The organism is Ruegeria sp. BC7 (genome assembly GCF_056539165.1).
In genome coordinates this window covers 106,837-131,125 of record NZ_JBQFUL010000006.1, presented here as the reverse complement: position 1 = coordinate 131,125, position 24,289 = coordinate 106,837, and the positions used below count along the sequence as shown (strand labels likewise).

Genomic DNA, 24,289 nt, shown 5'->3' with positions numbered 1-24,289 from the left:
TTTCCTCAGGGAATGAGAACCAGTTTTCCCGCAAACGCCTTGGACTGAAAGTCCTCTTGCGCTTTGGCAATATCTCTTAGCGGGTAGGTTTTTGAGATCAAAGGTTTGATCCGGCCTGCGTTCATCAGTTCGACCAGTCGGCCGAAAACCTCGAACGCCTGATGAGTGCAGCCGTGGATGGTGATGTCGCGCAAGTAAATGTCGCGCAAGTCGGCCTGAACGATAGGCCCGGCGATGGCACCCGAGACGGCGTAATGCCCACCGGGTTTCAGCGACAGGATCAGGCCGGGCCATGCGGGGCCGCCGACCACGTCGATCACCACGTCGAACGTATCCTTCGGCAAAGGCGCGTTTCGGTCGAACGTATCCGTGGCCCCCTGCCCCTTGACCACATCGGCCTTGGCGGGGCTGGTGACGCCCCACACGGTCGCTCCGCGCAGCCGGGCCAGTTGCACGGCGGCAAGGCCGACACCGCCGGACGCGCCAGTGATCAGAACCTTGTGCCCGGTGGTCACGCCCGCCCGGGTCAGCAGGTTTTCCGCCGTGCCAAAGGCGCAGGGAATGGCCGCGATCTCGGCATCTGACAGGGGTGAGGCCGATACGTCGTACAGATCAGACGCCTCAACCAGACAGTACTGCGCGAAGGCCCCGTCAATCTCGGACCCCAGCGCGATGAAACCGGTGGGATTGCCGGGGCGTGGACGTGGCAGGTTGATCGGGCAGGTTACGCGCTGGCCTTGGGTGAAACCCGTCTCTGGCCCGGTGAGTTCAACGATCCCGCATAGATCACCGCCCTGAATGCGCGGGAAGTGCAGCGCCCCGCCCCAGCCGCCTGCATCGACATCCTGATCCACCGCATCTGTCGCGCCGGTCACATCTGACGAATACCAGCCAACGCGAGTATTGATATCGGTGTTGTTCACCCCGGCTGCCGCGACCCGGACCAAGACCTGACCGGGTCCGGGCTGTGGCACGGGGATATCCGCGCGCCACTCCAACGCCTCTGCCCCACCGTGGCGGGTCAGGTAAACGCCCTGCATGACGCGCGGAACAGCCATGGATCAGGCCCGCAGCCGTTCGTTGGCCGGATCCCAGAGGGGCTGATCCTCTTGCACCACGGCGGGGTATTTCTGGCCGTAGATTTCGACCTCTAGCGCGGTGCCGGGGTTGGCCAGTTCCGACTTGATCATGCCCAGCGCAATGGACTTGCCAACACGATAGCCCCACGCGCCCGAGGTCGTCTCACCCACGATCTGATCCCCTTGCCAGATGCATGACATGTAGGGTGCGTCGCAATCACCGGCCTCGACCGTTAGGGTCACAAAGGATTTTTTCACCCCCTGCTGCTTTTCGTTCAGGATTGCAGCCTTGCCGGGGAAATCCTGCGGCTTGTCCAGCTTGACAAAGCGCCCCAGCCCGCCTTCCAGCAGCGAATAGTCGGTGGACAGATCGCCCTTCCACGCGCGGTAGCCTTTTTCGATCCGCAAAGAGTTCAGGGCATACATGCCGAACGGCTTTGCCCCAGCTTCGAGGATGGCGTCATAAATCGCCGGCATATCCGCGTTCTCAGCGTGGACTTCCCACCCAAGTTCGCCCGCAAAGGACACGCGCAGCAAAGCAACCCAGCCCCCTTTGATCTCGCTTTCCTGAAAGCTGAGCCACGGCAGCGTCAGGTCGGCTTCGCAAACCTTGCTCAGTACCTCGCGGGATTTGGGGCCGGTCACGATCAGCGTGTCCATACGCGTGGTCCAGTCTTCCAGAGTAAAGGCTGCGTTTGCGGGCATGTGGCGTTCCAACCATTCCCGATCATGCCATTGCGCAGTTGCGGCAGTGACCAGCACAAATAGGTCTTCAGCCTCGCGGGTTACGGACATCTCGGTCAGAATACGACCGCGATCATCCGAGAAATAGACCAGCCCGACGCGACCGATCTTGGGCAGCGACCCGGCCACTAGCCCCCGCAGCCATTCGTCAGCCCCCGGCCCTTGCACCTTGAACCGCGAGAACCCCGGCAGGTCCAGCACACCGCAATGGTCGCGCACGGCCTCGCATTCTTCCTTGATCCGCTGCTCCCACGGACCCGAGCGCCCCCATGTATGCGTGGCCTCAAGCGAGGTATCGTCACCCGGCTTGGCGAACCAATTGGCACGCTCCCAGCCGTTATAGGCCCCCATGACGCCGCCCATCTCTTTGATCTTGTCATGGACAGGAGACAGCTTCTTGTCCCGCGCCGCAGGCCATTCGTGATGCGGGAAGTGCATGGCGTATTCGTTGCCGTAGACCTCCATACCCTTCTGGTTGCAGTAGTCCTGATCGGTGTAGTCGGTGTAGCGGCGCGGATCGACGGCCCACATATCCCATTCGGTTGCGCCATCGACGATCCATTCGGCCAGCACTTTGCCAGCCCCGCCGCCCTGTGCGATGCCGAAGGTAAAGCTGTGCGCCTCGAACGCGTTTGTCACGCCCGGCATCGGCCCGATCAGAGGCAGGCCGTCAGGCGCATAGGGGATCGGGCCATTGATCACCCGACCCACACCCGAGGTCGCCATCAGCGGCACCCGCTCCATCGCGTCGGTGACGATGTCCTCGATCCGGTCCAGATCGTCGTTCCACAGTTGGAAACTGAAATCCTCGGGCATCGGGTCGTCTTCGGTCATCCAATGGCCCTTGCAGTTTGGCTCGTACGGACCAAGGTTGAAGCCGTTTTTCTCTTGCCGCAGATAGTAAGAGATATCCACGTCGCGCAGCAGCGGCAGCTTGCCACCGTTTTCCTTCGACCATGCTTCAATCTCAGGCACTTCGTCGGTCAGCAGGTACTGGTGACTCATGACCATCGCAGGCACGGTGCGGCCACCATAGGGTTTGAACATCTCACCCACGCGCTGCGCATAGTAGCCCGCGGCGTTGACCACGTAATCACAGACGATATCGCCCTTGTCGGTATGAACCGTCCACGTGCCGTCGTCGTGCTGCGTCACGCCGGTTGCCGGGCAGAAGCGGATGATCTTTTGACCCAGATCGCGCGCACCCTTGGCCAGCGCCTGCGTCAACTGCGCCGGGTCGATATCACCATCGGTCGGGTCGTACAGAACGCCCTCAAGATCATGGGTTTCAAGGAACGGATAGCGTTCCTTTGCCTCGTCCGGCGTCCACATCTCCATCGGGATGCCCTGATAGCGGCCCATGGACAGGGCACGCTCGAACTCCTGCATCCGCTCTTTGCTGTGCGCCAGGCGGATCGAACCTGAGACGTGGTAGTTCATCGGGTAGTCAACCTCATCGGCCAGCCGCGCATACAGCTCGGTCGAATAGCGCTGCATGTTCATGATCGCCCACGAGGTCGAAAAGGTCGGAACATTCCCCGCCGCGTGCCAGGTCGAGCCAGCCGTCAGCTCGTTCTTTTCCAGCAGAACGCAATCGGTCCAGCCCTTCTTGGCCAGATGATACAGTGACGAACAGCCGACAACGCCGCCGCCGATGATGACCACACGGGCCTTGGTTGGAAAATCACTCATGGTCTTGATCCCCTGTTAATGTGCCCGCTGGGGCAGATCGTCCTGGATGTCATAGTAATCGCCCTTGTCCGCGACAAAGATGTGCTGGGCGAGTTTCAAACCGGTGGGCTCGTTCAGAGAGCCTACCGAAATCGCAATCGTGTCCTCATCATTGTACTGCCAGAACAGGAATGAGCCACAGGCGCTGCAAAAGCCGCGCTTGGCGATGTCCGAGGCGCGATACCAGCCCAGTGTATCACTGGCGGTAAAGCTGAGGTTGTCCTGATACGTGACGGTTGAGGCCCAAAGATGCCCCGACTGCCTGCGGCACTGACCGCAGTGACAGGCATTTGGCGGCGTGAGGTCTCCGTCAATTTTGAACGCGACCTTGCCGCACAGACAGGAACCGGTGTGCATATCACTACCCCCTTGCTGCAGGCGTCGTGCTGGTGCCCAGCAACACGCCATAGATGATGAAACAGGTCGCCATCACGCGACGGACCCAGACATTGAATACGGCCCCCAGCGCAGCCTTTCCCATCAATGCGCCCAGCAGGGTAAACCCAGTATAGCTGAGCGTTGTGATGACCAGCACAGTGGGCATGATCACCCCCATCTGCTGCCAGACCGCTATGTCGGGCTGCACGAACTGCGAGAAGGCCGCCAGATACCCGGCCACGCTTTTGGGGTTGATCGTCGCCACGGCCAGCGCGTGCAGATAGACATGGCGCGCGGGTCGCTCGAACGCAGGCGTGGGTTTGCTAGCATTTATCCAGCCACGGATGCCCATCCAGATCAGGAACCCAGCACCGATCAGCTTGGCGACGAAAAACCCGGTAGGAGAGGCCGCGATCAGTGCCGTTATGCCCAGCGCCGAGAAGATCAGAAAGGCGGTGGCCTGTGTCAGGATCGCCAACACCCCCAGCATCGCCTTGGGAAATGGCAGGCTCATCCCGTTCGAGATGCAGTTGACTGCGTTTGGTCCCGGCGTGGTGACAAATACCAGCCAGAACAACGCAAATATGGTCCAGGCTTCAAAACTCATTCAATACACCGGTGGAGCAATGACCCAGATGGCCACGGCGGGCTCATCATAGGGGTTCGCCCACTTGTAAGGCACGTGCTTGATGCGAAAGCTATCGCCCGGCCCGACTGAGAATTGCCGCCCGCCAATCGTCAGGTCCAACCGACCGGAAACCATGTAGCCAACCTCTTGTGTCGGGCGGCTTGCTGGGGTCTGCATTTCAGAGCGCGGCTCGAAAGTGGAATGCACCATCTCAAAATCATCGGTCAGATCAGGAGAGAGCAACTCCTCGATCAGCCCTTCTTCGCCTGACCCCATGGGCCGCCGTGACCCTGCGCGCACGATAAATCCCAGCTCATCCGCAGGGGCCGCGGAATGGGAAAACAGCATCGACATTGGAACACCAAGGCACTCGGCGATTTGGCGCAAATCCGAGATCGACGGGTCGGACATGTCTCGTTCGACCTGACTGAGCCACCCAACCGACCGATCCAGCCGTGCGGCGATCTCGGTCAAGGTCAGGCCGCGCGCCTTTCGCAGAGCGCGGATGTCGGCACCAAGGGTCGCACTGTTTGGGGCTTGGCTGTTCACCGGGCTCTCCAGAAGTCGTGAAATTTTGACCTACTTTTTCACGATGGCCTGAGTCGGTGAAATTTCCAAGCATTTTTTCACTTGGGTGATTGGCCGAGATTGTCTATTCGTCGCGCATGTGGATTGCTGTCGCGTATCTTTGGGCTATTAACCTGCTGACCCTGCTGGCATTTGGATGGGACAAACTGCGCGCTAAACGTCGCAAACGCCGCGTACCCGAGGCCAAACTGCTAGGGCTTGCCGTGATCGGCGGGGGGCCGGGTGCTGTTTTGGGGCGCTGGATTTTTCGCCACAAGGCGCGCAAGCGGCGGTTTTCGATATACCTCTATCTGGTGCTCGGCTTACAGGTCGCCTTTTTGTACGTTCTCACAACGCAACTCCCGCTCTGAACACCGCTGGTTTTCAATCAAAAAATAATCGGCAGCCAAAGAGGAAACTGTCTGTTACATTGATGTGAATACTGAATTCCTGAAATAATCTTATTTTGGCAAAGGGTTGGAAGAGACATGGAAAATGGCATCGGGTTTTTCGACATAGTTTGGTCGATCTTCTGGCTGTTCCTGATGGTGGCCTGGTTCTGGGTAATGATTTCAGTGGTAGCCGACGTGTTCCGCTCAAAAGACCTGAGCGGTTTCGGCAAGGCCGCATGGATCGCGTTTGTCATCCTCATTCCCTGGCTCGGAGTGCTGTCCTATCTGATCGCGCGGGGCGAAAAGATGCATGAACACAATGTCGCGGCCATGAACAAGATCGAGGAAGCGCAGAAGGACTACATCCGATCCGTCGCGACAGTATCGACCGCAGACGAGTTGGAGCGTTTGGCCGCCTTAAAAGACAAGGGCGTTCTGACAGACGAAGAATTCGCAGCCCAAAAAGCCAAGATCCTCAGCGCGTGAGGACTTAACTCCGGCCAGAGTCGCTCTTGCCGGAGTTAAGTCCCGAAAACGGCATTCAGAATTGCGCCAAGCGCGTCCGCATCCTGCTGCGTGAATGCGTCCGGTTGATCACTGTCGATATCGAACACGGCAATGACCTCGCCCGATGCGTTTCGCACCGGCAAGACCAGCTCTGATCGCGTGCTCGAAGCACAGGCGATATGGCCGGGAAAAGCATCCACGTCGGGCACAAGCTGAACCTCGCCCGTTCGTGCAGCAGCGCCACACACGCCACGCTCGAACGGGATAACCAAACATCCGTGACCGCCTTGATACGGGCCGATCTTCAACACGCCCGGTTCGGTCACGCGATAAAACCCGGTCCAGTCGAACCGGTCGTCGGAATGATGCACCTCGCAGGCGACGGTTGCCATGAGTGCGACCGCGTCAGTTTCCCCTTCGGTCAGGGATGAGATGGTTTTCGCAAGCAGATCGTAGTCAACGGTCATCATGGATTGTCCGGTATAAGTCGTGCAAAGCCACCTATGCCGAAACCACCCATGGGTCAAACACGTTCGATTGCAATCGCGGTGCCCTCTCCGCCACCGATGCAGATCGCCGCGACACCACGTTTCAGGTTGCGCTTTTCCAACGCGTTCAAAAGCGTCACCATTATGCGTGCGCCCGATGCGCCGATCGGGTGACCCAATGCGCAGGCGCCGCCGTTTACGTTGACCTTGTCACGCGGCAAACCCATCTCATGCATGAAGGCCATCGGCACAACGGCGAAGGCTTCGTTCACTTCCCACAGATCGACGTCATCCTTGGACCATCCGATCCTGGACAGCAATTTCTGTGCAGCGGGGACAGGGGCGGTTGTGAACAAGCCCGGAGCCTGAGCGTGGCTGGCATGCCCCAGAATTCGGGCACGTACGGTCAGCCCCTGATCTTTGGCCGCATCCTCGGACGCCAGCACAAGCGCCGCCGCCCCATCCGAAATCGAGGATGAATTGGCCGCCGTCACAGTCCCATCCTTGCGGAACGCAGGTTTCAGCGTCGGTATCTTCTCGGGTCGGGCGGATTGCGGCTGTTCGTCTGCGGCGTGCTGCACCTCACCCTTGCGGGTCGCGACCACAACCGGAGTGATCTCATCCGAAAACGCCCCGCTTTCCTGTGCGGCCAGAGCATTGGATAGCGATTGCAGCGCGTATTCATCCTGCGCCTCGCGGGTGAACTGGTAGGCTTCGGCGCAATCCTCGGCAAACGTGCCCATCAGCCGACCCTTGTCGTAGGCGTCCTCGAGACCATCAAGGAACATGTGGTCCACGACCTGCCCGTGCCCGATCCGGGCCCCGCCGCGCATTTTCGGCAGCAGATAGGGGGCGTTAGTCATACTCTCCATCCCACCCGCGACCATCGTGTCCGCGTGACCCAGCGCGATCTGGTCAAACGCCATCATCGCGGCCTTCATGCCCGAGCCGCACATCTTGTTCAGCGTTGTGGCGGGGACGTCTTCGCCCAGACCCGCTGCAAAACCGGCCTGACGCGCCGGTGCCTGACCCTGACCAGCCGGCAGGACACAGCCCATAAGAACCTCGTCTACCGTTTCGGTCCCGGCACCTTGCAACGCTGCGCGAATGGCACTGCCACCCAAATCGGCCGCTGCCACACCATCGAACACGCCTTGAAATCCGCCCATAGGTGTTCGGGCCGCGCCTGCAATAACAACATGTTTCATCCGGGTGCTCCTCCTGTTTTCCGGATTGATGGATACCGAATGGTAAGAATTGCCGTCTAGCGTATTTCTACGAGTGAATTTCAGTTTAAAGGATCACCGCGTATGAGCCTGACCAGCAAAACGACCGGCACGACACAGATCATTACGGTTCATTCTGACCGGATCGACGCGGCCATGGCCATCCAGTTCAAGGAAGACATGCGCAAAGAAGCTGAAGATGGCAGTACGCGGATCATTCTGGACCTGACAAAAGTGGAATTCATCGACTCAAGCGGCTTGGGTGCCATCGTTGCCTCTATGAAACAGCTTGGGAGTGATTGCAGGCTGGACTTGGCTGGCCTCCACCCCTTCGTTGAAAAAGTGTTCCGGCTGACGCGCATGGATACTGTCTTCAAACTGTTTGCGTCGCTGGACGACGCGCTGTCGACCCTCAAAGACTAACTCTCCAAACTCGTGATTGGGCGCTCGAACATGTATAACGGCAACTGCCTGGATTTGAGCTTTGTAGCGACAGAAGCTGAGGCAAGTACCGGAATTGCCAAACTAAGCACCTGTTTGGAAGCAAATGGGTTGCCCCGAAACAAGGCAGGTGACGTAAAAATTGCACTGGCCGAAGCGATCAATAACGTGGTCGAACACGCATATGCCGGGATCACCCCCGCCAAGGTGCAAATACGCTGCCGCCTGAATCAGAACTGGCTGGACATCCTGATTTCCGACACCGGCAAACCCATGCCCGGTCTCAGCGTCCCGGACGGGATACCTGCTCCGCTGGGCACGACAATCGAAGAATTGCCCGAAGGCGGATTCGGCTGGTTTCTGATCCACCAACTGACCAGCGACATCCGCTATGAACGCATCGAGGGGTGCAACAGGCTGTCCCTGCGATTTGATTTGCCCGATGCCGTCTGACCCAAAATAGCCACAATCGCACCATTGTAGCGCCGCAAACGCAGGGCATAAGAGATTCTGTAGCTCAGATAGCTTCCCTCGGCGTCTAGTGTCACAGCCCCCACCCAGTGATCGGCGCCGAGGAACTTCCCATTGGTTTGACTGGACAATACCTGATCGCGCTATACTTTCGGCGCGTTCAAACAGGGAAGCAGCGCTATGCGGGATTTTCACACACCGGGCAGATCCGAAGTTTTGGCAACCGAAGGTATGTGCGCCACGTCGCACCCCTTGGCAGCGCAAGTCGCGTTGAACATTCTCCGGGACGGGGGCAACGCAATGGATGCCGCCATTGCCGGGGCCGTCGTCTTGAATATTTGCGAACCGCAGATGACCGGATTGGGCGGAGACTGCTTTGTTCTGTTCAATCGCGCGGGTGAGGATCGGATACGCGCCCTGAACGGCTCGGGCCGAGCGCCAGCAGCGGCCGATGCCCGGAAACTGCGTGAAAAGGGACTGACCACGGTGCCGCTGAATACTCCGGACGCGGTAACTATACCGGGTGCCGTGGATGCGATGTGTCACCTGGCCGAAACAGAGGGCAGGCTTGGGTTGGACGCCATTCTGCAACCCGCAATCCATTATGCCGACTCCGGTGTACCTGTGGCAGCGAGGGTTGCGTTCGACTGGAAGTTGGGCGCTGAAACACTCCAAGGCGCGGCGCGCACCCACTATCTGATGGACGGCAAGCCCCCCGAGATTGGGCAAATCTTTCGAGCGCCCGGTCAGGCTGAAGTTTTGCGCCAGATAGCCCGAAAAGGACGCGATGCGTTCTATTCAGGCGACATCGCTCAAGACATGGTGGACGCGCTGACCCAAATGGGGGGCGAACATACGCTGACTGACTTTCAGAACACGCAATATACGGAAACCCAGCCTGTTAGCGGCCATTACAAAGGTTTTGACCTTGTCGAGCATCCGCCAAACGGCCAAGGCGCGACAGCGATCCTGCTGCTGAACATCCTGAAGAACTTTGATCTGGGCAGTATGGATCCGTTCGGAGTTGAAAGACTCCATATCGAGGCCGAAGCCTCGAAACTGGCATACGACGCGCGGAACCGATTTATTGCCGACCCTGACTGTACCTCTCGTGCTGATATATTCTTCGATCAGGACGTTGCGAATAGTCTGGCGGCGTTGATCAACGTCACACGCGCAATGCCCGCAGCGGCGCCCCTAACTGAGGCGATACACAAAGACACCGTCTATATTACCGTCGTTGACCGGGACAGGATGGCTGTCTCTTTGATCTATTCCATCTTCCACAGTTTTGGATCCGGCATTGCGTCCGAGAAATACGGAATTCTGCTGCAGAACCGAGGGGCTGGATTTACACTTCAGGCCGGGCACCCGAATGAGATGGCTGCAGGCAAACGGCCGATGCATACCATCATCCCCGGAATGATCTCGCAGCAAGGGCGAATAAGCATGCCTTTCGGCGTCATGGGCGGTGCGTTTCAACCGACAGGGCACGCGCGGCTGTTGTCCAACCTGACGGATCATGGTCTTGGACTTCAGGCAAGTATCGACGCCCCTCGCGCTTTTGCGGACGCGGGCGTTTTAAAGTTGGAACGCGGAATTCCGCGCAATGTCGCTCAACAATTGTCCGATATGGGACACAACGTTCAGATACCGGAAACACCGCTTGGCGGAGCGCAGGCAATACGAATCCGCGAGGACGGCGTTCTCGAGGGTGGCAGCGACCCCAGAAAAGACGGATGTGCACTTGGGTACTGACCCCGACGTCTGTCGGGCCAGGCACTAGTTCAAGTGGAAGTGCAGCGGATAGGCGCCGTTCTCGAACGGGCCAAACATGTCCGGGATATCAGGGTGTTCCACAGGCTCACCCGACTGATCCGCAACCAGATTTTGTTCTGAAACATAAGCGACATAGAAGGATTGATCATTCTCTGCCAGCAGATGATAGAACGGCTGATCCTTGATCGGACGGCTGTCTTGAGGGATCGCCTGATACCATTCTTCCGTATTTGAAAACTCAGGATCCACGTCAAAAATCACCCCCCGGAAGGGATGTTTTTTGTGGCGGACCACTTGGCCCAAACGGTACTTGGCGCTTGTCTTTAGCATTTTCTCAGCCCCCAAAAGTCTTACTACTCCTTTCCGGCGAAGAATGCCAATCATTGATCCGCAATTAAGGGAAACAGTCTGTGAACCTCTTACTGACAGTCTTTGAAATCGTGGCCCCAGTCTTTCTGTTGGCCGGCATTGGCTTTGTCTGGGTCAAGCTGGGATTTGAATACAGGTTGCAATTTGTAACACGTCTTGCGGTGACGCTGGCTGTGCCAAGTCTGATCTTCGTTGCCCTCATGCAAACCGAGATTCCACCCGGAGAACTTACACGGTTTACTTTGGCTGCCATCGCAGGTCACGTCGTTCTTGCCGTTGCGTTCGGAGTTTTCGTGCGGTTTGGAAATCTTGATCGCCGAACCTATCTGGCCCCGCTGATTTTCGGGAATACGGGAAACCTTGGACTGCCGCTGTGCCTGTTCGCTTTCGGTCAGGCAGGGCTGGGGTTCGCGGTTGTGTTTCTTGCCGTTACCGCGCTGTTTTCCTTTACCTACGGGATCTATCTGGTCGCGGGAAAAGGCGCGTTTGGCAAGGTCGCCCGCGAGCCAATGGTCTGGGCCACGCTGCTGGGCGCGCTGTTTCTTTGGCGCGGGTGGGAGACCCCGGTCTTTCTGACCAACACTCTGGAACTGCTGGGACAAATGGCGATTCCGATGATGCTGATCACTCTTGGCGTGGCGATTGCCCGCCTGACGACGGGCAAGCTGAGCCAGGCGATCTGGCTGTCGGTTTTGAAACTGGCTGTCTGCGCTGGCTTGGGCTGGGCGATTGCGGGCGCTTTTGACCTTGATCCAATCGCGTTTGGTGTGCTGGTCTTGCAAATGTGCACCCCGGTGGCCGTAACCTCTTATCTTCTGGCGGAACGGTTTGATGCCGATGCAGATGCCGTGGCTGGCATGGTCTTGGTCTCGACCGGTCTTTCTGTCGGTGCTTTGCCTATAATTCTAGCTATCGTTCTGTAGCGATTGTGATTTCCTCAGAGCTCAATCTGCGCTAGAATAAAGAAAAAAGGCACGAGGCACATGAGCAGAATTCTTATCGTACTCTTCGGGGTGCTGTTTCTGGCATCCTGTGGCGGCGGGTCCAAGCAACCGCCCAGCAAGCTAAATGACGCGTGCAGCATTGCGCGCGAACGGCCTGACTATATCAAGGCGTTCAAGAGCACCGAGCGCAAATGGGGTGTCCCGGTACACGTCCAGATGGCGACGATCTATCAAGAAAGCCGCTATCGTCATGACGCCCGGACACCGCACCAATACGTGTTGGGGGTCATTCCGATGGGCCGTCAAAGCAGCGCCTATGGGTTCAGTCAGGCGTTGGACGGAACCTGGGATGAATACCAGAAAGAGACCGGAAAACGCCGCGCCAAGCGTGACCGCATCCGGGATGCTTCGGATTTCATCGGCTGGTACATGAACAAAAGCTATGAGCGGAACGGGATTCACCCCAGCGACACGCGAAATCAGTATCTGGCATACCACGAAGGTCACAGCGGATATGCGCGCGGCAGCCACTACAGCAAAACATGGCTACTGAACGTCGCAAATGACGTGGATGCGCGCGCGAAACTGTATCAGGCTCAGTTGGCCGGCTGCCGGTACTAAGACATCAGCGGGTCAGCGATTGCTTGACCCGCTTCTTGCACGGTTGGAAAACAGGCTTTGATCCAGCCTGTTATCCGTATCCAGTTGCCCCAGCAGCACAGTTGTCTGGCTACCGGCGTTGTCGTGGATGACCCATTTGCGCAGCTCGATCGGATCGCCGGTAAACATCAGCTCGATCCGGCCAGACTCGGGGTTTTTCGGGTCCTGAGCGGTTACCACCGTGGCCGTTCCATCAAACTCATGCCCGACGACCATATTGGCCTGCCCCAGATTGACGTTGCGCGCCAGAACCAGCGATAACGGCGTGCGCTTCAGCGGATATTGCTCGGGTGGCTGGTTGGATTTCGGGTCGAATATCTGAACCGTTCCAGCACGCGCCAGAACAACCGCGCTGTTTGGGGGATCGTATTCAAACCGCATCTTGCCCGGCCGCTCCATCCAAAGCTTACCGGTGCTCAATGAGCCATCATCATTGACCTGAGTGAACGTGGTCTCAACGGTTTTCAAACCGTTCAGATAGTTTGATATCTGCGACAAGGGCAGTTTTTCAGCGGCCCACGCAGCGGGCGCAGCCAGCGTCAGGGCCAGGGCAAAAGCAATCTGTTTCATGACCTACCAGATATGCGTTCCGCCAATGTTATTAAATATCCAAATCCGATTTCGGGAGCGCTTTAAATAAAAGACGCGCCGAAACCCATAATTTCAGCGCGTCACTTGATTTTTCTACGGCGGTATTCCGCAAAAGGGATTATTGCTCGGGCACAAGGATTTCGCGTTTTCCGACATGGTTTGCCGAGGATACAACGCCTTCATCCTCCATCTGCTCGACCAGTCGCGCGGCCTTGTTATAGCCGATGGCGAGTTTCCGCTGGATGTACGAGGTCGAGCATTTGCGATCCTTGATCACAATCGCCACGGCCTGGTCGTACAAAGCGTCCTCGCCATTTGTGTTGCCACCCGTATTCAGGCCCAGAACGGCGTCGATATTGTCTGCCTTTTCCTCGGCCGGGCCATCGACCACGCCGCCCACATAGTCCGGCTGACCGAACTGTTTCAGGTGGGTCACGATCTCTTCGACCTCCTCATCCGAGACAAACGGACCGTGACACCGAGTGATCTTGGCACCGCCCGCCATATAGAGCATGTCGCCCTGCCCCAGCAGTTGCTCGGCGCCCATCTCGCCCAGAATGGTGCGGCTGTCGACTTTCGAGGTCACCTGGAACGAAATCCGGGTCGGGAAGTTCGCCTTGATCGTTCCGGTGATCACATCGACCGAGGGGCGCTGCGTGGCCATGATCAGGTGGATGCCCGAGGCCCGCGCCATCTGCGCCAGACGTTGAATACAGGCTTCGATTTCTTTCCCTGCGACCATCATCAGGTCGGCCATCTCGTCAACGATAACCACGATATAGGGCATCGCTTCGGGCGCGAATTCCTCGGTCTCAAACACCGGTTCGCCCGTTTCATCGTCGAACCCGGTCTGGACCGTGCGGCTGAACAACTCGCCCTTGGCCAGAGCGTCTTTCACGCGGCCGTTGTAGCCTGCGATGTTGCGCACGCCCATCTTGGACATCTTGCGATAGCGATCCTCCATCTCGCCCACCACCCATTTCAGGGCTACAACCGCCTTTTTCGGGTCGGTCACAACGGGCGAGAGCAGGTGCGGAATGCCGTCATAAACCGACAGTTCCAGCATCTTGGGGTCGATCATGATCAGGCGGCATTCATCCGGCGTCAACTTATACAGCAGCGACAGGATCATAGTGTTGATCGCCACCGATTTACCGGAACCTGTGGTCCCCGCAATCAGCAGGTGAGGCATCTTGGCCAGATTCGCCACAACGGATTCACCGCCAATGTCCTTACCCAAGGCCAGTGGCAGCGCGTGGTTTCCATCGCCAAAATCGCGGCTGGCGAGGATTTCGCGCAGCACCACCATCTCGCGGTTTTCGTTGGGCAGTTCGATCCCGATCACCGAGCGCCCCGGCAGGGTCGACACCCGCGCCGACAGCGCCGACATGGACCGCGCGATATCGTCCGCCAGACCGATCACACGGCTGGCTTTCAGGCCCGGAGCAGGCTCAAGCTCGTACATTGTGACAACAGGGCCGGGGCGAACGCTGACGATCTCACCCTTCACGCCGTAATCGTCCAGCACGTTTTCCAGCATCCGCGCGTTTTCTTCCAGCGCCTCATCGCTGAGGTGGTGGCGCTGTATGCTGGAGGGGTTCGACAACAGCCCCAAAGGCGGCAGTTCAAAATCCGAGTGCTTTTCCTCGAAGGACAGCGCAGGCTGTGCCTCGGCCTGCGCGCGGCGCGACGGCTGCGGAGCGCGGCGCACGGGCTGCGCGACGACCGGCTTGCGTGGCTCGGCAACCGGAATTTTCACGGCCGGGCGCTGTTGCGGCGCGGGTTCGGCCACATCTTCAAACACGGCCTCATCCTCGTAGTCCGCGCCAAAATCATCCGCCTGCTCCAAAGGCTCTTGCCAGTCCGTCGCCTGAGGTGCCGACATCATCGGCTCCACCGGCAAACCCGCGGACGTCATCGGAGGTTCAGGCGGCAAGTCACCAGCCCCGCCTGCATTCAGGATAAGCGGATCGGGGCCCCTGCCGCGCCCTTTGGTCAGCGGCAGGTTCGGATCAGGCTCAGGCGTCATCTCACCGGCTGCGACCTTGCGGTTACGCACGGCCGCAGAAATCTTTGAGCGAATGCGATCTTCACCCGGCATCTCGTCAAACCCGGCAACAGGCTCACGTTCCAGCAATTCGGGCTCGGGCATCGGCTCGGGGCGGCGGATCAGTGAAGGCATCCGCGCAAGAAGACCCGTTTTCACAGGCTCCGGCGACTCGAGCGGGGGTTCGTCGAAAACGGGATCAGCATAGGCCAGTTCATCGTCAAAAACGGCTTCAGCGGCTTCCGCCCTTGCCGTTTTACGCTCGTCCCATTGCGCGCGGCGATCACGGGCGGCCTGCGCTGTCGCAGCAGCGCCCCGGCCCAACAGGTTCATCAACCCATCGTAGGATATGACCAGACCCAGCAGGAATGCACGGAACCCTTTGCGCACATCGTCCTTGGTGAACCCAAGAACAAACACACCAAGCGTCACCATTCCGACCGCCATAGCCAAAGACATCACCTTGACCATGAAATGCGACGAGATCGGCAACAGCGTCAGCAAAGCGCCCATGACCGTATCGCCAAAAAGACCACCTAGCCCAAAGCTGTGCGTCGCACGCCACGCCTCGCCCGGGACAAGCGTTGCCGCATACACGGACACAATCGCGATCCAGATTGGGGCAAAGATCAGTCGGGCAATCGCGCGTTCTTCGCCAAAGTGACCAGCAAAGCGCACACCCCAGCCAATCAGGACCAGCGCGATGCTCCAACTGCCCCAGCCGACGATCATGAACAGGGGCGCGGCGATCGAGGCACCAATCCGGCCCATCCAGTTCTGCACCGGCGCATCGGTCGACACCATCCAGTTCGGATCGTCCGGCGTGTAGGACCAGATCATCGCGGCTGCGGCCAGCCCCAGCAGGATCAAGGCGATGCCGATCAGCTCTTTGCTGCGCCGTTCAATGGCGGCTTGCGTCGTGCTGTCCAGCAAGGGATCGCGATTGCGCGCGTTATATGATGCCATTTTGCCCTCGTACCTCACGAATAGATGCAGTCGCGTAGCTTGATCAGCCCTTGCTGCAACTCTGTTTTTGGGGCCACCAACGCGACCCGGATAAATTGCTCGCCCGGGTTTTGCCCCGGATCGCCTTGAGAAAGATATGCACCCGGCAGTACCCGCACACCGGTTTCCTGCCACAGCTTCAATGCGGTTTCTTCGCCATTATCGACCGGCAACCAAAGGAAAAACCCGGCCTCGGGCGGCATATAGCCCTGCAGACCCGAGAACACCTGATCCGCAATGGCGTATTTTTCCTGATAGAGCGCGCGGTTCTCGGCCACATGCGCCTCATCCGCCCATAGTTTTGCGGCGGCCGCTTGCAAAGGCAGCGGCAGGGGTGCGCCTGCATAGTTGCGCAGTTGTTTGACCCGTTTGATCGTCTCAGGACCACCTGCAATCAGACCGGAACGCAGCCCGGCGACGTTGGACCGTTTTGACAGCGAATTGAACAGGGTGATCCGCTCAGGATCGGTGCCCAGTTCCTGCGCGACGGTCAGAACGCCGGTCGGAGCCTCATCGCGATAAATCTCGGAATAGCATTCATCGGCGAAGATACGGAAATCGTACTTTTCGGCCAGCCGGATCAGTTCGGCCCAATAGTCGCGCGACGCCACCGCACCCTGGGGATTGGCCGGGGAACAGATATAGGCCGCAACAGTGCGGTTCAGAACATCCTCGGGCAGACTCGCATAGTCTGGCAGATGACCGGTTGCAGCGGTGGCGGGCACAAATACAGGCTCGGCCCCGATCGAAATCGAGGCGACCATGTAGACCTGATAAAAGGGGTTGGGGCACAGGACGACTGGCTTCTGCCCGTTCTTTTCCTCGGGACACAGCGCCATTGCCGCGTTGTACAACCCCTCGCGCGTGCCGTTCAGGGCCATGACATTGGCGTCTGGGTCCATCGCCACACCATAGCGGCGCTTGATCCAGTCGGTGATTGCGCCACGCAGCGCGGCGGAGCCCTCATTCGGGGGGTAACCCTGAAATCCGGCCGCGTTTTCCATGATCACATCCGTCACCCATGCGGGAAAATCGTGCATGGGCGCGCCGATGGTCATGTGAATGACATCTCCGCCCGGCTGGTGATGATCCAACAGGGTGCGCAGACGCGGGAAAGCATATTCCGGTAGGTTCGAGAACCGCTCGGGAAAATTCATAACTACTGCCTCAATGCCGGGATCGTTTTCGCCCCGTTTTTTGGCAGATTACAGGTCGGATTCCGCTTCGTCCAGACAAAGCGACGGCGAATCAGGGGATTGTGGCATTCACGCCAGAGCCGTTTCGACCGCCGCGCCCACCCTCAAAAGCGCTTCTTCCGATCCCGGATACCCCATCATCATCAACCCGCACCCAGCCTTTCCCGTCGGAACGGTCAGCGCCGCCAAACCCATCAGATTTCCGATCCGGGTGTTGCGCAATGCCAGCAGGTTCTCGGTGACGTAATAGTCATGATCCGTCATCAACCTCTCAAGATTCGGGGGAAGGATCGGCGCGGTTGGCGCCAGCACAGCATCAAAACCGGCTGTTGCTGCGTCCCAAGCAGTCCGGCAGGCTTTCAACCGGGACCAGGCCGCGATGTAATCCGGCCCCGAGACGTTCTTGCCCGCGCGGAACCGCTCTAGAATCTCTGGGTACATGGCGTCCGGGTTGGCCTCGATCACATCGCGCCACAGGCCGTAGGCTTCGGTTGTATAGAGGATACCGGACAGGCTCATGGCGTCGTTCAGTTCGGGCACCTCCAGCGGGACAATCTCGGCCCCGGCCTCTCGCAAACGGGCAAGGGCAGATTCGTAAGCCGCGCCCGGACCATCCCGAAGATCATCCTTGGCCACGTTCTGCAAATCGGCGAAACGGCGGCCCTGCAGCGTTGCACCGCGCAAGTCAGCGGGCACACCGCCTTCCAGCAGAGCCAGCAAATGGGCGGCATCTTCCACCGAGCGCGCCAATGGGCCAATCGTATCAAACCGCAGACACAGGGGCACAGTCCCCTCAGGCGTCACGCGTCCAGCCGTGGTCTTCAGCCCAACGAGGTTGTTCCAGGCAGAAGGGATGCGGACCGACCCGCCCGTGTCCGACCCAATACCGCCCGCAGCCAGCCCCCAAGCGACCGAGGCCGCAGCACCAGAGGAAGACCCGCCCGGTACCGCGTCCACATCGTCGATACAAGGCGGCGTCCCGGTGATCGGGTTCAGACCCAGTCCGGAAAAGGCCAATTCGCTCATATGGGTCTTGCCCAGACAAACCGCGCCCATCGCCGTCGCGTTTCTGACAACAACGGCATCCGTTTCGGGGACGCGCCCTTTCAAAAGGGCTGATCCGGCTTCGGTCTTCGTGCCGGCAGTATCGAACAGGTCTTTCCAACTGATCGGCACCCCATCCAGCAGGGACCGGCGCAGGCCCAGTTTGGCCCGCGCACGCGCGGCCTCAGCCTCGGCCCGAGCGCGTGTTTCGGTAACGCGGGCATAAATACGGTCCCGGTGAGGGTGCGCGGCGATGGCAGACAGATAGGTTTCGGTCAATTCAACAGGGTCGATCTGACCCATGCCAATGCCTCGGCCCAGATCACACGCGGTCATGGTCAACCAATCCTGCATCCCTACCCCCTTGGAAAAATTCGCTTTGAGGGACGGTAGCGACAGGACCGCACATGGACAATCCCGAAAGGGCGCGCATATTGCACCGCATGGAACACACGTCCGATATCCTGATCGTTGGTGGCGGTCTGAACGGCCCCGCCTTGGCACTGGCATTGGCTCAGACGGGGCATACCGTCACGATCGTCGACGCCTTGGCCCAGAAAGTTCGGAAAAACGCCGCGTTCGACGGGCGTGCCTATGCGCTTGCGCTGGCCTCTCAGCGCTTGCTGCAAACGATTGGCGTGTGGGACCGTGTCGCCGAACACGCCCAGCCGATGCTTGAGATCAAGGTCACCGACGGGCACGCAGGGACCGGGCCGTCACCCTTCTTCATGCATTTCGATCACGCCGAGATCGAAGAAGGCCCAATGGGATACATGGTCGAGGACCGTCATCTGCGCCGCGCCTTTTTGGATGCGATGGACGCAGACAGCAACATTACTCAGATCAATGGTCGAACGGTCATTGCGCAGGATCAAAGCGCAACGGGCGTTACCCTCACTCTGGATGACGGCTCGACCCTGACAGGCAGCCTGCTTGTGGGCTGCGATGGCCGCCGCAGCGGTACGGCTGCACGTGCAGGTATCAAGCGCAGCGGATGGGACTACGGCCAGACGGCACTGGTCTGCGCCATCGAACATGACCTGCCCCATCACGGTATCGCGCATCAATTCTTCATGCCGCCCGGTCCGCTTGCGATCTTGCCATTGACCGGCAACCGCAGCTCGATTGTCTGGAGCGAACGGACCGACGCCGCAAAACGCATCAATGCCCTGCCCGAAGCGGATTATCTGCAGGTCCTGCGCCCCCGGTTTGGTGACTTCCTCGGCGATATCAAACTGGCCGGAGATCGGTTTACCTATCCGTTGAACCTGACCATCGCGAACGCATTCATTGGCGAACGAATGGCCCTTGTCGGAGATGCCGCGCATGGCATGCACCCGATTGCCGGTCAGGGGCTTAATGCCGGGCTGCGTGATGTGGGTGCGCTGGCCGAGGTTCTGACTCTGGCCGGACGGCGCGGCGAGGACATCGGATCGGTTCTAGTGCTGGAGCGCTATCAGGAATGGCGCCGTTTTGACACGGCTGCGCTGGCCATGGCGACGGATGTGTTCAACAAGCTGTTTTCAAATGACAATCCCCTCTTGCGCGTTGGGCGCGACATCGGGATGGGGATCGTCGGGTCACTTCCGGGCCTGCGGCGGGGTTTCGTACGCGAGGCCGCCGGACTGACCGGGGACCTACCGAAACTGCTTCAGGGGCGCGCGATTTAATCCAGTTCCCGCGCCTCATCGACCAGCATCACCGGGATTCCGTTGCGGATCGGAAAAGCCAACCCCGCAGCCTTTGAAACCAGTTCCTGCTTTTCTGCATCATAGTGCAGAGTTGTCTGCGTCTGCGGGCAAATCAATGCCTCAAGCATTCGGCGGTCAAAGGCGTGTTCAGGTGTGGTCATTGCAGCTTTTCCTCGCTCGATCCGCCGCGCATGGCGAATTCGATCAGTGTTACCAGAGTTTCGCGACGGGTACGCAGACAGGGCGCTTCTAGCAAGGCTTGTTTTTCTTCGGGGTCAAAGTCCAGCAGCATGGAAAGAGAGTTGACCAGCAACTCATCATCCGCGTCCTTCAACGAGTCCCAGTCGGTCGATAGCTGCCGGGACGAGAAAAACCGCTCTAGCAGCGTCAGAAAGTTTGTGCGGTTGAACCCGTCATCATGTTCGGCCCGGCCCAAATCGCGGTCAAACCCATCCCAGGACACCTGACAGCGGCGGTAAGGGGTAAATGCGTCCAGCTCGGACTTGACGCGGAACCGCGAAATCCCGGTCAGCGTAATCAGGTATCGGCCATCTTCGGTTTCCGAAAACTGCGTCACCCGCCCCGCGCAGCCGATCTGATGCAGCTTGTCATCGTCGCTTTGGCAGGGGTTCGGCTGCACCATCCCGATCAAACGCTCGGGCGTTTTCAAGGCGTCGTCCAACATCTGCAGATAGCGCGGCTCGAAAATGTGCAGCGGCAGGCGCGAGCGGGGCAACAGCAGCGCCCCGGGCAAAGGAAAGACGGATACCGTTTCCGGCAGGTCAGCGGGATGCATCATGTACCCGAGTGTAGCTCTGATCAGAGATTAGGCAAATATCATCGAGCTGAGTTTGCGCCGCCCGTTCAGAACAATCGGGTCATTTGGCTTGAGCGCATCGAAGATCGTGAACAACTGCGCCTTGGCTGCACCGCCGTTCCATTCGCGATCGCGGCGGAACAGTTCAAGCAACTGGCTGACGGCCTCTTCCACGTCACCATTGGCGTGCAACGCCTGCGCCAGATCGAACCGGGCCTGATGGTTGTCCGCGTCAGCCTGAACCGCAGCAGTCAGTTCGGCCACAGGACCCGCATCTGCGGCTTGTTTGGCAAGCTCCAGTTGCGCATGCGCAGCCTCTACTTCGGCAGAGGTGGAGATTTCGGCAGGGGCACCGTTCAGAATGGCCTCGGCCTGTTCCAGATCACCGGCTGCGATATGGGCGCGCACCAGACCTCCATAGGCGGCCGCATGGTTCGGATCCTCGCCCAGAATGGCGGCAAAGGTCTGCGCCGCGTCCGCAGCCGCCCCTTCGGACAGCATTTCTTCGGCCGCTTGAACGGCGTCATCCAGTTGCCCGCCCGGGCTTTCACCGCCTGCCGCCTCGATGACACGGTCGACAAATGCCTTGATCTCGGACCCCGGCAACGCGCCTTGAAACCCGTCAACCGGCTGCCCTTTGAAGAAGGCATAGACCGTCGGAATAGACTGGATACGCATTTGCGAGGCGATCATCTGCGCCTCGTCCACGTTGATCTTGACCATTTTCACCGCGCCCTTGGCGGCGGTCACAGCGTCTTCCAGCAGAGGGCGCAGAGTTTTGCACGGCCCACACCACGGCGCCCAGAAATCCACGATAATCGGAGTTTCCTGCGAAGCCTCGACAACGTCGGCCATGAACGTGGCCTCGGACCCGTCCTTGATCAGATCCGCGGTATCGGGGCTGGCTGCACTGTTCAAAAGGTCCATGACACTCACTCTTTCGTTCAAACTTGCGCCCTATATGCAACCGCATAGGGCAGAAACCAAGGGCTGAATTGCCAAATTAGAGGTCGAAACTTGCAAAGACCGGAGCGTGGTCGCTTGGCTTTTCCCACCCGCGTGCATCGCGCAGGACGCGGCTGGAATGCCCCGCGTTCGAGATATCGGGCGTGGCCCAGACGTGATCCAGCCGCCGACCCTTGTCCGCCGCATCCCAATCGCGCGCACGGTAAGACCACCAGCTATAAAGCTGCCCTTCGGGGATATCCTGCCGGGTGATATCAACCCAGCCACCAGCATCCTGCGTCTCGGCCAGCGCCTCGACCTCGATCGGTGTATGCGAAACGACCTTGAGCAGTTGCTTATGCGACCAGACATCATCCTCGCGCGGGGCGATGTTCAGGTCGCCCACCAGAATGGATTTTTCGGGCTTTTCAGCATGGAACCAGTCGCGCATGTCGGTGAGGTAGTCGAGTTTCTGCCCGAACTTCTCATTCACTTCACGGTCGGGCACATCTCCGCCAGCGGGGACGTAGAAATTCTGGATGGTCACGCCATTCTCCAGCCGCGCGGCGATATGGCGGGCATGGCCGAGGCTGGCGAAGTCCTTGTCGCCCACCTCCTCCATCGGGATGCGCGACAGGATCGCGACGCCGTTATACCCCTTCTGTCCGCGCGCAACCATGTGGGTATAGCCCAGTTCCGCGAAACCTTCTGTGGGGATTTTCTCAACCGGAGATTTACACTCTTGCAGGCACAGCACATCGGGGGCTTCTTCCTGCAGCAATTTCAGCACGATAGGCTCGCGCAGGCGGACCGAGTTGATGTTCCATGTGGCAAGAGTGAAGGGCATTCGGGAATCCTCTGTCGCGGGTTGGGCAGAGGTTAGCGTGGGTTGGGGTGGGGTACCATGGGGAAAGAGACTGAACGGCAGTTATGCGGATCGGGTGGACGTTGAACTGCTTTGGACCAGGCTATATGTTCAGCACCATAAACCCTGTTATCAAAAGTAACTTTAAATGCAGGAAGGCCATTGAAACTTCTTTTTCGATTGATGGCTTTCGCCTCGTTTTTTTCCGCACATTCAAGCTTAGCAGAAGGCACACGCTTTAATCGCCTTGCCGGATCCCACCTCATCGCCAATCTTGAAAATGAAGAAACTTGGTCCGCTGAGTTTAGCGTGTCAGGTGTCAAGTACACCTGACTGGAGTGTGCATTTCCGGTCACAGCTTTCTTGGAATCCATCACGCCTTATGCTTCTGAACACTATAGAAGTCTGAGCGATAGATATCTTTCAGAACGTAAGATTTTTGTGCCGATCTGGTAATAAACGGCCCCGGCAGATGTCTTGGTACACGTCCAGCACGAATGCGCGGGGGCGCATTGTCAGGATTTGTCTCTGAGCAAGACATTGCAAGTCGACGGGAGATCGAAATTGTATTCTTCTACCATGAAAGAGAGTTTGGCCCTGAACTAATCCGAACCAAGATAATGCTCGAAGATGGAGCAACCATACCAAATGATGCCTCAGGAATGTTCCGAGAGCATATGGCAAAACTTACGGTATTCTGGTGATGGAACAGGCTACCTAGCTTACCACTCAAACTCAAAGCCGACCTCCCCCTCCCCCAAAAAAGCCGGGCCAAAGGCCCGGCAGTCCAACAGGGAGGTACATGTCATAACCCGGACATGCACGGGTTGGGAGTAACCTTGATTTGCCCTCAGAGTATCACTTTGATCCGAGTCATTCCACCAAAGGTTAAGAGACCAAACGATATCCGCCGGACTCTGTGACCAAAAGGCGCGCGTTTGAGGGATCGGGCTCGATCTTCTGGCGCAGGCGGTAGATGTGGGTTTCCAGTGTATGTGTGGTCACACCGGCATTGTATCCCCAGACCTCGTGCAGCAGCACATCGCGGGCGACCACCCCATCGGCCGAGCGGTAGAGGAACTTGAGGATGTTCGTCTCTTTCTCGGTCAGCCGGATCTTTCGGTCATCTTCGGTGATCAGCATCTTCATCGCAGGCTTGAAGGTATACGGACCCAAAACAAAGACCGCATCTTCGGATTGTTCATGCTGGCGCAGTTGGGCACGGATGCGGGCTAGAAGGACCGGGAATTTGAAAGGCTTGGGAACGTAATCATTGGCACCGGCATCAAGGCCCAGAATGGTGTCGGCGTCGCTATCGTGCCCCGTTAGCATCAGGATCGGGCTTTTGACACCCTGCTTGCGCATCAGGCGGCACAGCTCGCGCCCGTCGGTATCCGGCAAGCCCACATCCAGAATGACCAGGTCGTAGATCGCTTCGCGGGCGCGTTCCATGGCGGACTGCCCATCGGACGCCTCGAACACGTCGAAGTCCTCGGTCATCACAAGCTGCTCACTCAGAGCTTCGCGAAGGTCTTCGTCGTCATCCACCAGCAGGATTTTCTTAAGCTGTGCCATATCTGGTCCTCCTAAGCCTTTTCCACCACTTGCGCGCGAAAGATGCAATCAACAAGGTTTGCTGCAATCGTCTCACGCCCTCGTGTCCGAGGATGAGGAAATGTTTCAC

General features: G+C 58.7%; 25 protein-coding genes. 8 read left to right on the top strand and 17 right to left on the bottom strand.

Going from position 1 to position 24,289, the window contains the following annotated elements; genetic code table 11:
• Nucleotides 1–5: 5 nt before the first annotated feature.
• The 5 genes from ACR0KS_RS15480 to ACR0KS_RS15460 are packed head-to-tail and all read right to left on the bottom strand — an operon-like array spanning nucleotide 6 to nucleotide 5,109.
• Nucleotides 6–1,058 carry a zinc-binding dehydrogenase gene (locus ACR0KS_RS15480; protein WP_170567189.1) on the bottom strand — a complete coding sequence of 351 codons (1,053 nt, stop codon included), beginning with the start codon at nucleotides 1,056–1,058 and terminating at the stop codon, nucleotides 6–8.
• 3 nt (nucleotides 1,059–1,061) lie between these two features.
• The gene (locus tag ACR0KS_RS15475; RefSeq protein WP_170567190.1) at nucleotides 1,062–3,515 is read right to left on the bottom strand and encodes a GcvT family protein; all 2,454 of its coding nucleotides are present in this window, start codon (nucleotides 3,513–3,515) and stop codon (nucleotides 1,062–1,064) included.
• Nucleotides 3,516–3,530: 15 nt separating this feature from the next.
• Nucleotides 3,531–3,911: a GFA family protein gene (locus ACR0KS_RS15470; protein WP_170567192.1), complete on the bottom strand. Its 381-nt coding sequence runs from the start codon at nucleotides 3,909–3,911 to the stop codon at nucleotides 3,531–3,533.
• Between the two features lie 4 nt (nucleotides 3,912–3,915).
• Nucleotides 3,916–4,539, bottom strand: a complete 624-nt coding sequence (locus ACR0KS_RS15465) for a LysE family translocator (protein ID WP_170567194.1) — start codon at nucleotides 4,537–4,539, stop codon at nucleotides 3,916–3,918.
• Nucleotides 4,540–5,109: an XRE family transcriptional regulator gene (locus ACR0KS_RS15460; RefSeq protein WP_170388754.1), complete on the bottom strand. Its 570-nt coding sequence runs from the start codon at nucleotides 5,107–5,109 to the stop codon at nucleotides 4,540–4,542.
• Nucleotides 5,110–5,198: 89 nt separating this feature from the next.
• Here ACR0KS_RS15460 and ACR0KS_RS15455 point away from each other — a divergent pair, with 89 nt between their 5' ends.
• Together ACR0KS_RS15455 and ACR0KS_RS15450 are read left to right on the top strand one after the other, a co-directional pair.
• Complete coding sequence (locus tag ACR0KS_RS15455; RefSeq protein ID WP_480693260.1) at nucleotides 5,199–5,498, top strand: DUF1294 domain-containing protein; 300 nt, start codon at nucleotides 5,199–5,201, stop codon at nucleotides 5,496–5,498.
• A gap of 117 nt (nucleotides 5,499–5,615) precedes the next feature.
• Nucleotides 5,616–6,005 carry an SHOCT domain-containing protein gene (locus ACR0KS_RS15450; RefSeq protein ID WP_170485757.1) on the top strand — a complete coding sequence of 130 codons (390 nt, stop codon included), beginning with the start codon at nucleotides 5,616–5,618 and terminating at the stop codon, nucleotides 6,003–6,005.
• A 35-nt stretch (nucleotides 6,006–6,040) separates the two neighbouring features.
• Here ACR0KS_RS15450 and ACR0KS_RS15445 read toward each other — a convergent pair whose 3' ends face one another.
• Together ACR0KS_RS15445 and ACR0KS_RS15440 are read right to left on the bottom strand one after the other, a co-directional pair.
• Nucleotides 6,041–6,493, bottom strand: a complete 453-nt coding sequence (locus ACR0KS_RS15445) for a GAF domain-containing protein (RefSeq protein ID WP_170567395.1) — start codon at nucleotides 6,491–6,493, stop codon at nucleotides 6,041–6,043.
• A 56-nt stretch (nucleotides 6,494–6,549) separates the two neighbouring features.
• The gene (locus tag ACR0KS_RS15440; protein WP_170485758.1) at nucleotides 6,550–7,722 is read right to left on the bottom strand and encodes an acetyl-CoA C-acyltransferase; all 1,173 of its coding nucleotides are present in this window, start codon (nucleotides 7,720–7,722) and stop codon (nucleotides 6,550–6,552) included.
• Between the two features lie 102 nt (nucleotides 7,723–7,824).
• Here ACR0KS_RS15440 and ACR0KS_RS15435 point away from each other — a divergent pair, with 102 nt between their 5' ends.
• The 3 genes from ACR0KS_RS15435 (at nucleotide 7,825) to ggt (ending at nucleotide 10,410) form a co-directional block, all read left to right on the top strand.
• Nucleotides 7,825–8,163: an STAS domain-containing protein gene (locus ACR0KS_RS15435; protein ID WP_170388758.1), complete on the top strand. Its 339-nt coding sequence runs from the start codon at nucleotides 7,825–7,827 to the stop codon at nucleotides 8,161–8,163.
• A gap of 30 nt (nucleotides 8,164–8,193) precedes the next feature.
• Nucleotides 8,194–8,634, top strand: a complete 441-nt coding sequence (locus ACR0KS_RS15430; RefSeq protein ID WP_170485759.1) for an ATP-binding protein — start codon at nucleotides 8,194–8,196, stop codon at nucleotides 8,632–8,634.
• A gap of 198 nt (nucleotides 8,635–8,832) precedes the next feature.
• Nucleotides 8,833–10,410: a gamma-glutamyltransferase gene (ggt, locus tag ACR0KS_RS15425; protein ID WP_170567196.1), complete on the top strand. Its 1,578-nt coding sequence runs from the start codon at nucleotides 8,833–8,835 to the stop codon at nucleotides 10,408–10,410.
• Between the two features lie 24 nt (nucleotides 10,411–10,434).
• Here the strand turns inward: ggt and hspQ are convergent, their stop codons facing one another.
• The gene (gene hspQ / locus ACR0KS_RS15420) at nucleotides 10,435–10,761 is read right to left on the bottom strand and encodes a heat shock protein HspQ (protein WP_170567198.1); all 327 of its coding nucleotides are present in this window, start codon (nucleotides 10,759–10,761) and stop codon (nucleotides 10,435–10,437) included.
• Nucleotides 10,762–10,841: 80 nt separating this feature from the next.
• Here hspQ and ACR0KS_RS15415 point away from each other — a divergent pair, with 80 nt between their 5' ends.
• Nucleotides 10,842–11,723: an AEC family transporter gene (locus ACR0KS_RS15415; RefSeq protein WP_170567200.1), complete on the top strand. Its 882-nt coding sequence runs from the start codon at nucleotides 10,842–10,844 to the stop codon at nucleotides 11,721–11,723.
• A gap of 60 nt (nucleotides 11,724–11,783) precedes the next feature.
• Entirely contained in the window at nucleotides 11,784–12,365 is a 582-nt protein-coding gene (locus ACR0KS_RS15410; protein ID WP_170388763.1) for a transglycosylase SLT domain-containing protein, read from the top strand.
• 12 nt (nucleotides 12,366–12,377) lie between these two features.
• Here ACR0KS_RS15410 and ACR0KS_RS15405 read toward each other — a convergent pair whose 3' ends face one another.
• From ACR0KS_RS15405 to ACR0KS_RS15390, 4 genes are all read right to left on the bottom strand, one after another.
• Nucleotides 12,378–12,974, bottom strand: a complete 597-nt coding sequence (locus ACR0KS_RS15405) for an outer membrane lipoprotein carrier protein LolA (protein ID WP_170553995.1) — start codon at nucleotides 12,972–12,974, stop codon at nucleotides 12,378–12,380.
• 139 nt (nucleotides 12,975–13,113) lie between these two features.
• Nucleotides 13,114–16,008 (bottom strand): DNA translocase FtsK 4TM domain-containing protein, encoded by a 2,895-nt coding sequence (locus ACR0KS_RS15400; protein ID WP_170567202.1) that lies wholly within the window; start codon nucleotides 16,006–16,008, stop codon nucleotides 13,114–13,116.
• Nucleotides 16,009–16,022: 14 nt separating this feature from the next.
• A complete protein-coding gene (locus ACR0KS_RS15395) occupies nucleotides 16,023–17,204 on the bottom strand; it encodes an aminotransferase class I/II-fold pyridoxal phosphate-dependent enzyme (protein WP_170567204.1) in 1,182 nt (393 codons plus the stop codon).
• 108 nt (nucleotides 17,205–17,312) lie between these two features.
• Nucleotides 17,313–18,641 (bottom strand): amidase family protein, encoded by a 1,329-nt coding sequence (locus ACR0KS_RS15390; protein WP_170567206.1) that lies wholly within the window; start codon nucleotides 18,639–18,641, stop codon nucleotides 17,313–17,315.
• Between the two features lie 53 nt (nucleotides 18,642–18,694).
• Between ACR0KS_RS15390 and ACR0KS_RS15385 the strand changes: the two genes are divergently transcribed.
• On the top strand, nucleotides 18,695–19,957 hold the full coding sequence (locus ACR0KS_RS15385; protein ID WP_480693259.1) for an FAD-dependent monooxygenase: 1,263 nt from the start codon (nucleotides 18,695–18,697) through the stop codon (nucleotides 19,955–19,957).
• On the opposite strand, the gene ACR0KS_RS15380 is transcribed toward ACR0KS_RS15385, so the two are convergent.
• The 5 genes from ACR0KS_RS15380 to ACR0KS_RS15360 all read right to left on the bottom strand — a co-directional run bounded on the left by ACR0KS_RS15380 (nucleotide 19,954) and on the right by ACR0KS_RS15360 (nucleotide 24,180).
• The gene (locus ACR0KS_RS15380; protein WP_170388768.1) at nucleotides 19,954–20,139 is read right to left on the bottom strand and encodes a Trm112 family protein; all 186 of its coding nucleotides are present in this window, start codon (nucleotides 20,137–20,139) and stop codon (nucleotides 19,954–19,956) included. The two genes, ACR0KS_RS15385 and ACR0KS_RS15380, sit on opposite strands and share 4 nt — an antisense overlap.
• Nucleotides 20,136–20,777: an LON peptidase substrate-binding domain-containing protein gene (locus ACR0KS_RS15375; RefSeq protein ID WP_170553983.1), complete on the bottom strand. Its 642-nt coding sequence runs from the start codon at nucleotides 20,775–20,777 to the stop codon at nucleotides 20,136–20,138. The genes ACR0KS_RS15380 and ACR0KS_RS15375 overlap by 4 nt, the downstream gene beginning before the upstream one ends.
• Nucleotides 20,778–20,804: 27 nt before the next feature.
• Nucleotides 20,805–21,722 (bottom strand): thioredoxin family protein, encoded by a 918-nt coding sequence (locus ACR0KS_RS15370; RefSeq protein ID WP_170567208.1) that lies wholly within the window; start codon nucleotides 21,720–21,722, stop codon nucleotides 20,805–20,807.
• Between the two features lie 76 nt (nucleotides 21,723–21,798).
• Nucleotides 21,799–22,587 carry an exodeoxyribonuclease III gene (locus ACR0KS_RS15365; protein WP_170559952.1) on the bottom strand — a complete coding sequence of 263 codons (789 nt, stop codon included), beginning with the start codon at nucleotides 22,585–22,587 and terminating at the stop codon, nucleotides 21,799–21,801.
• 906 nt (nucleotides 22,588–23,493) lie between these two features.
• Nucleotides 23,494–24,180, bottom strand: coding sequence for a response regulator transcription factor (locus ACR0KS_RS15360; protein ID WP_170415695.1), 687 nt, complete (start codon nucleotides 24,178–24,180; stop codon nucleotides 23,494–23,496).
• Between the last annotated feature and the right edge of the window lie 109 nt (nucleotides 24,181–24,289).

Excerpts from the sequence above, each read along its gene's own strand:
- ACR0KS_RS15480 (WP_170567189.1), bottom strand. The coding sequence starts at position 1,058 with ATGGCTGTTCCGCGCGTCATGCAGGGCGTTTACCTGACCCGCCACGGT.
- ACR0KS_RS15470 (WP_170567192.1), bottom strand. The coding sequence starts at position 3,911 with ATGCACACCGGTTCCTGTCTGTGCGGCAAGGTCGCGTTCAAAATTGAC.
- ACR0KS_RS15450 (WP_170485757.1), top strand. The coding sequence starts at position 5,616 with ATGGAAAATGGCATCGGGTTTTTCGACATAGTTTGGTCGATCTTCTGG.
- ACR0KS_RS15400 (WP_170567202.1), bottom strand. The coding sequence starts at position 16,008 with ATGGCATCATATAACGCGCGCAATCGCGATCCCTTGCTGGACAGCACG.
- hspQ (WP_170567198.1), bottom strand. The coding sequence starts at position 10,761 with ATGCTAAAGACAAGCGCCAAGTACCGTTTGGGCCAAGTGGTCCGCCAC.
- ACR0KS_RS15445 (WP_170567395.1), bottom strand. The coding sequence starts at position 6,493 with ATGACCGTTGACTACGATCTGCTTGCGAAAACCATCTCATCCCTGACC.
- ACR0KS_RS15405 (WP_170553995.1), bottom strand. The coding sequence starts at position 12,974 with ATGAAACAGATTGCTTTTGCCCTGGCCCTGACGCTGGCTGCGCCCGCT.
- ACR0KS_RS15475 (WP_170567190.1), bottom strand. The coding sequence starts at position 3,515 with ATGAGTGATTTTCCAACCAAGGCCCGTGTGGTCATCATCGGCGGCGGC.
- ACR0KS_RS15440 (WP_170485758.1), bottom strand. The coding sequence starts at position 7,722 with ATGAAACATGTTGTTATTGCAGGCGCGGCCCGAACACCTATGGGCGGA.
- ACR0KS_RS15380 (WP_170388768.1), bottom strand. The coding sequence starts at position 20,139 with ATGACCACACCTGAACACGCCTTTGACCGCCGAATGCTTGAGGCATTG.
- ACR0KS_RS15410 (WP_170388763.1), top strand. The coding sequence starts at position 11,784 with ATGAGCAGAATTCTTATCGTACTCTTCGGGGTGCTGTTTCTGGCATCC.
- ACR0KS_RS15365 (WP_170559952.1), bottom strand. The coding sequence starts at position 22,587 with ATGCCCTTCACTCTTGCCACATGGAACATCAACTCGGTCCGCCTGCGC.
- ACR0KS_RS15465 (WP_170567194.1), bottom strand. The coding sequence starts at position 4,539 with ATGAGTTTTGAAGCCTGGACCATATTTGCGTTGTTCTGGCTGGTATTT.
- ACR0KS_RS15430 (WP_170485759.1), top strand. The coding sequence starts at position 8,194 with ATGTATAACGGCAACTGCCTGGATTTGAGCTTTGTAGCGACAGAAGCT.
- ACR0KS_RS15360 (WP_170415695.1), bottom strand. The coding sequence starts at position 24,180 with ATGGCACAGCTTAAGAAAATCCTGCTGGTGGATGACGACGAAGACCTT.
- ggt (WP_170567196.1), top strand. The coding sequence starts at position 8,833 with ATGCGGGATTTTCACACACCGGGCAGATCCGAAGTTTTGGCAACCGAA.
- ACR0KS_RS15375 (WP_170553983.1), bottom strand. The coding sequence starts at position 20,777 with ATGATGCATCCCGCTGACCTGCCGGAAACGGTATCCGTCTTTCCTTTG.
- ACR0KS_RS15435 (WP_170388758.1), top strand. The coding sequence starts at position 7,825 with ATGAGCCTGACCAGCAAAACGACCGGCACGACACAGATCATTACGGTT.
- ACR0KS_RS15370 (WP_170567208.1), bottom strand. The coding sequence starts at position 21,722 with ATGGACCTTTTGAACAGTGCAGCCAGCCCCGATACCGCGGATCTGATC.
- ACR0KS_RS15395 (WP_170567204.1), bottom strand. The coding sequence starts at position 17,204 with ATGAATTTTCCCGAGCGGTTCTCGAACCTACCGGAATATGCTTTCCCG.
- ACR0KS_RS15385 (WP_480693259.1), top strand. The coding sequence starts at position 18,695 with ATGGACAATCCCGAAAGGGCGCGCATATTGCACCGCATGGAACACACG.
- ACR0KS_RS15390 (WP_170567206.1), bottom strand. The coding sequence starts at position 18,641 with ATGCAGGATTGGTTGACCATGACCGCGTGTGATCTGGGCCGAGGCATT.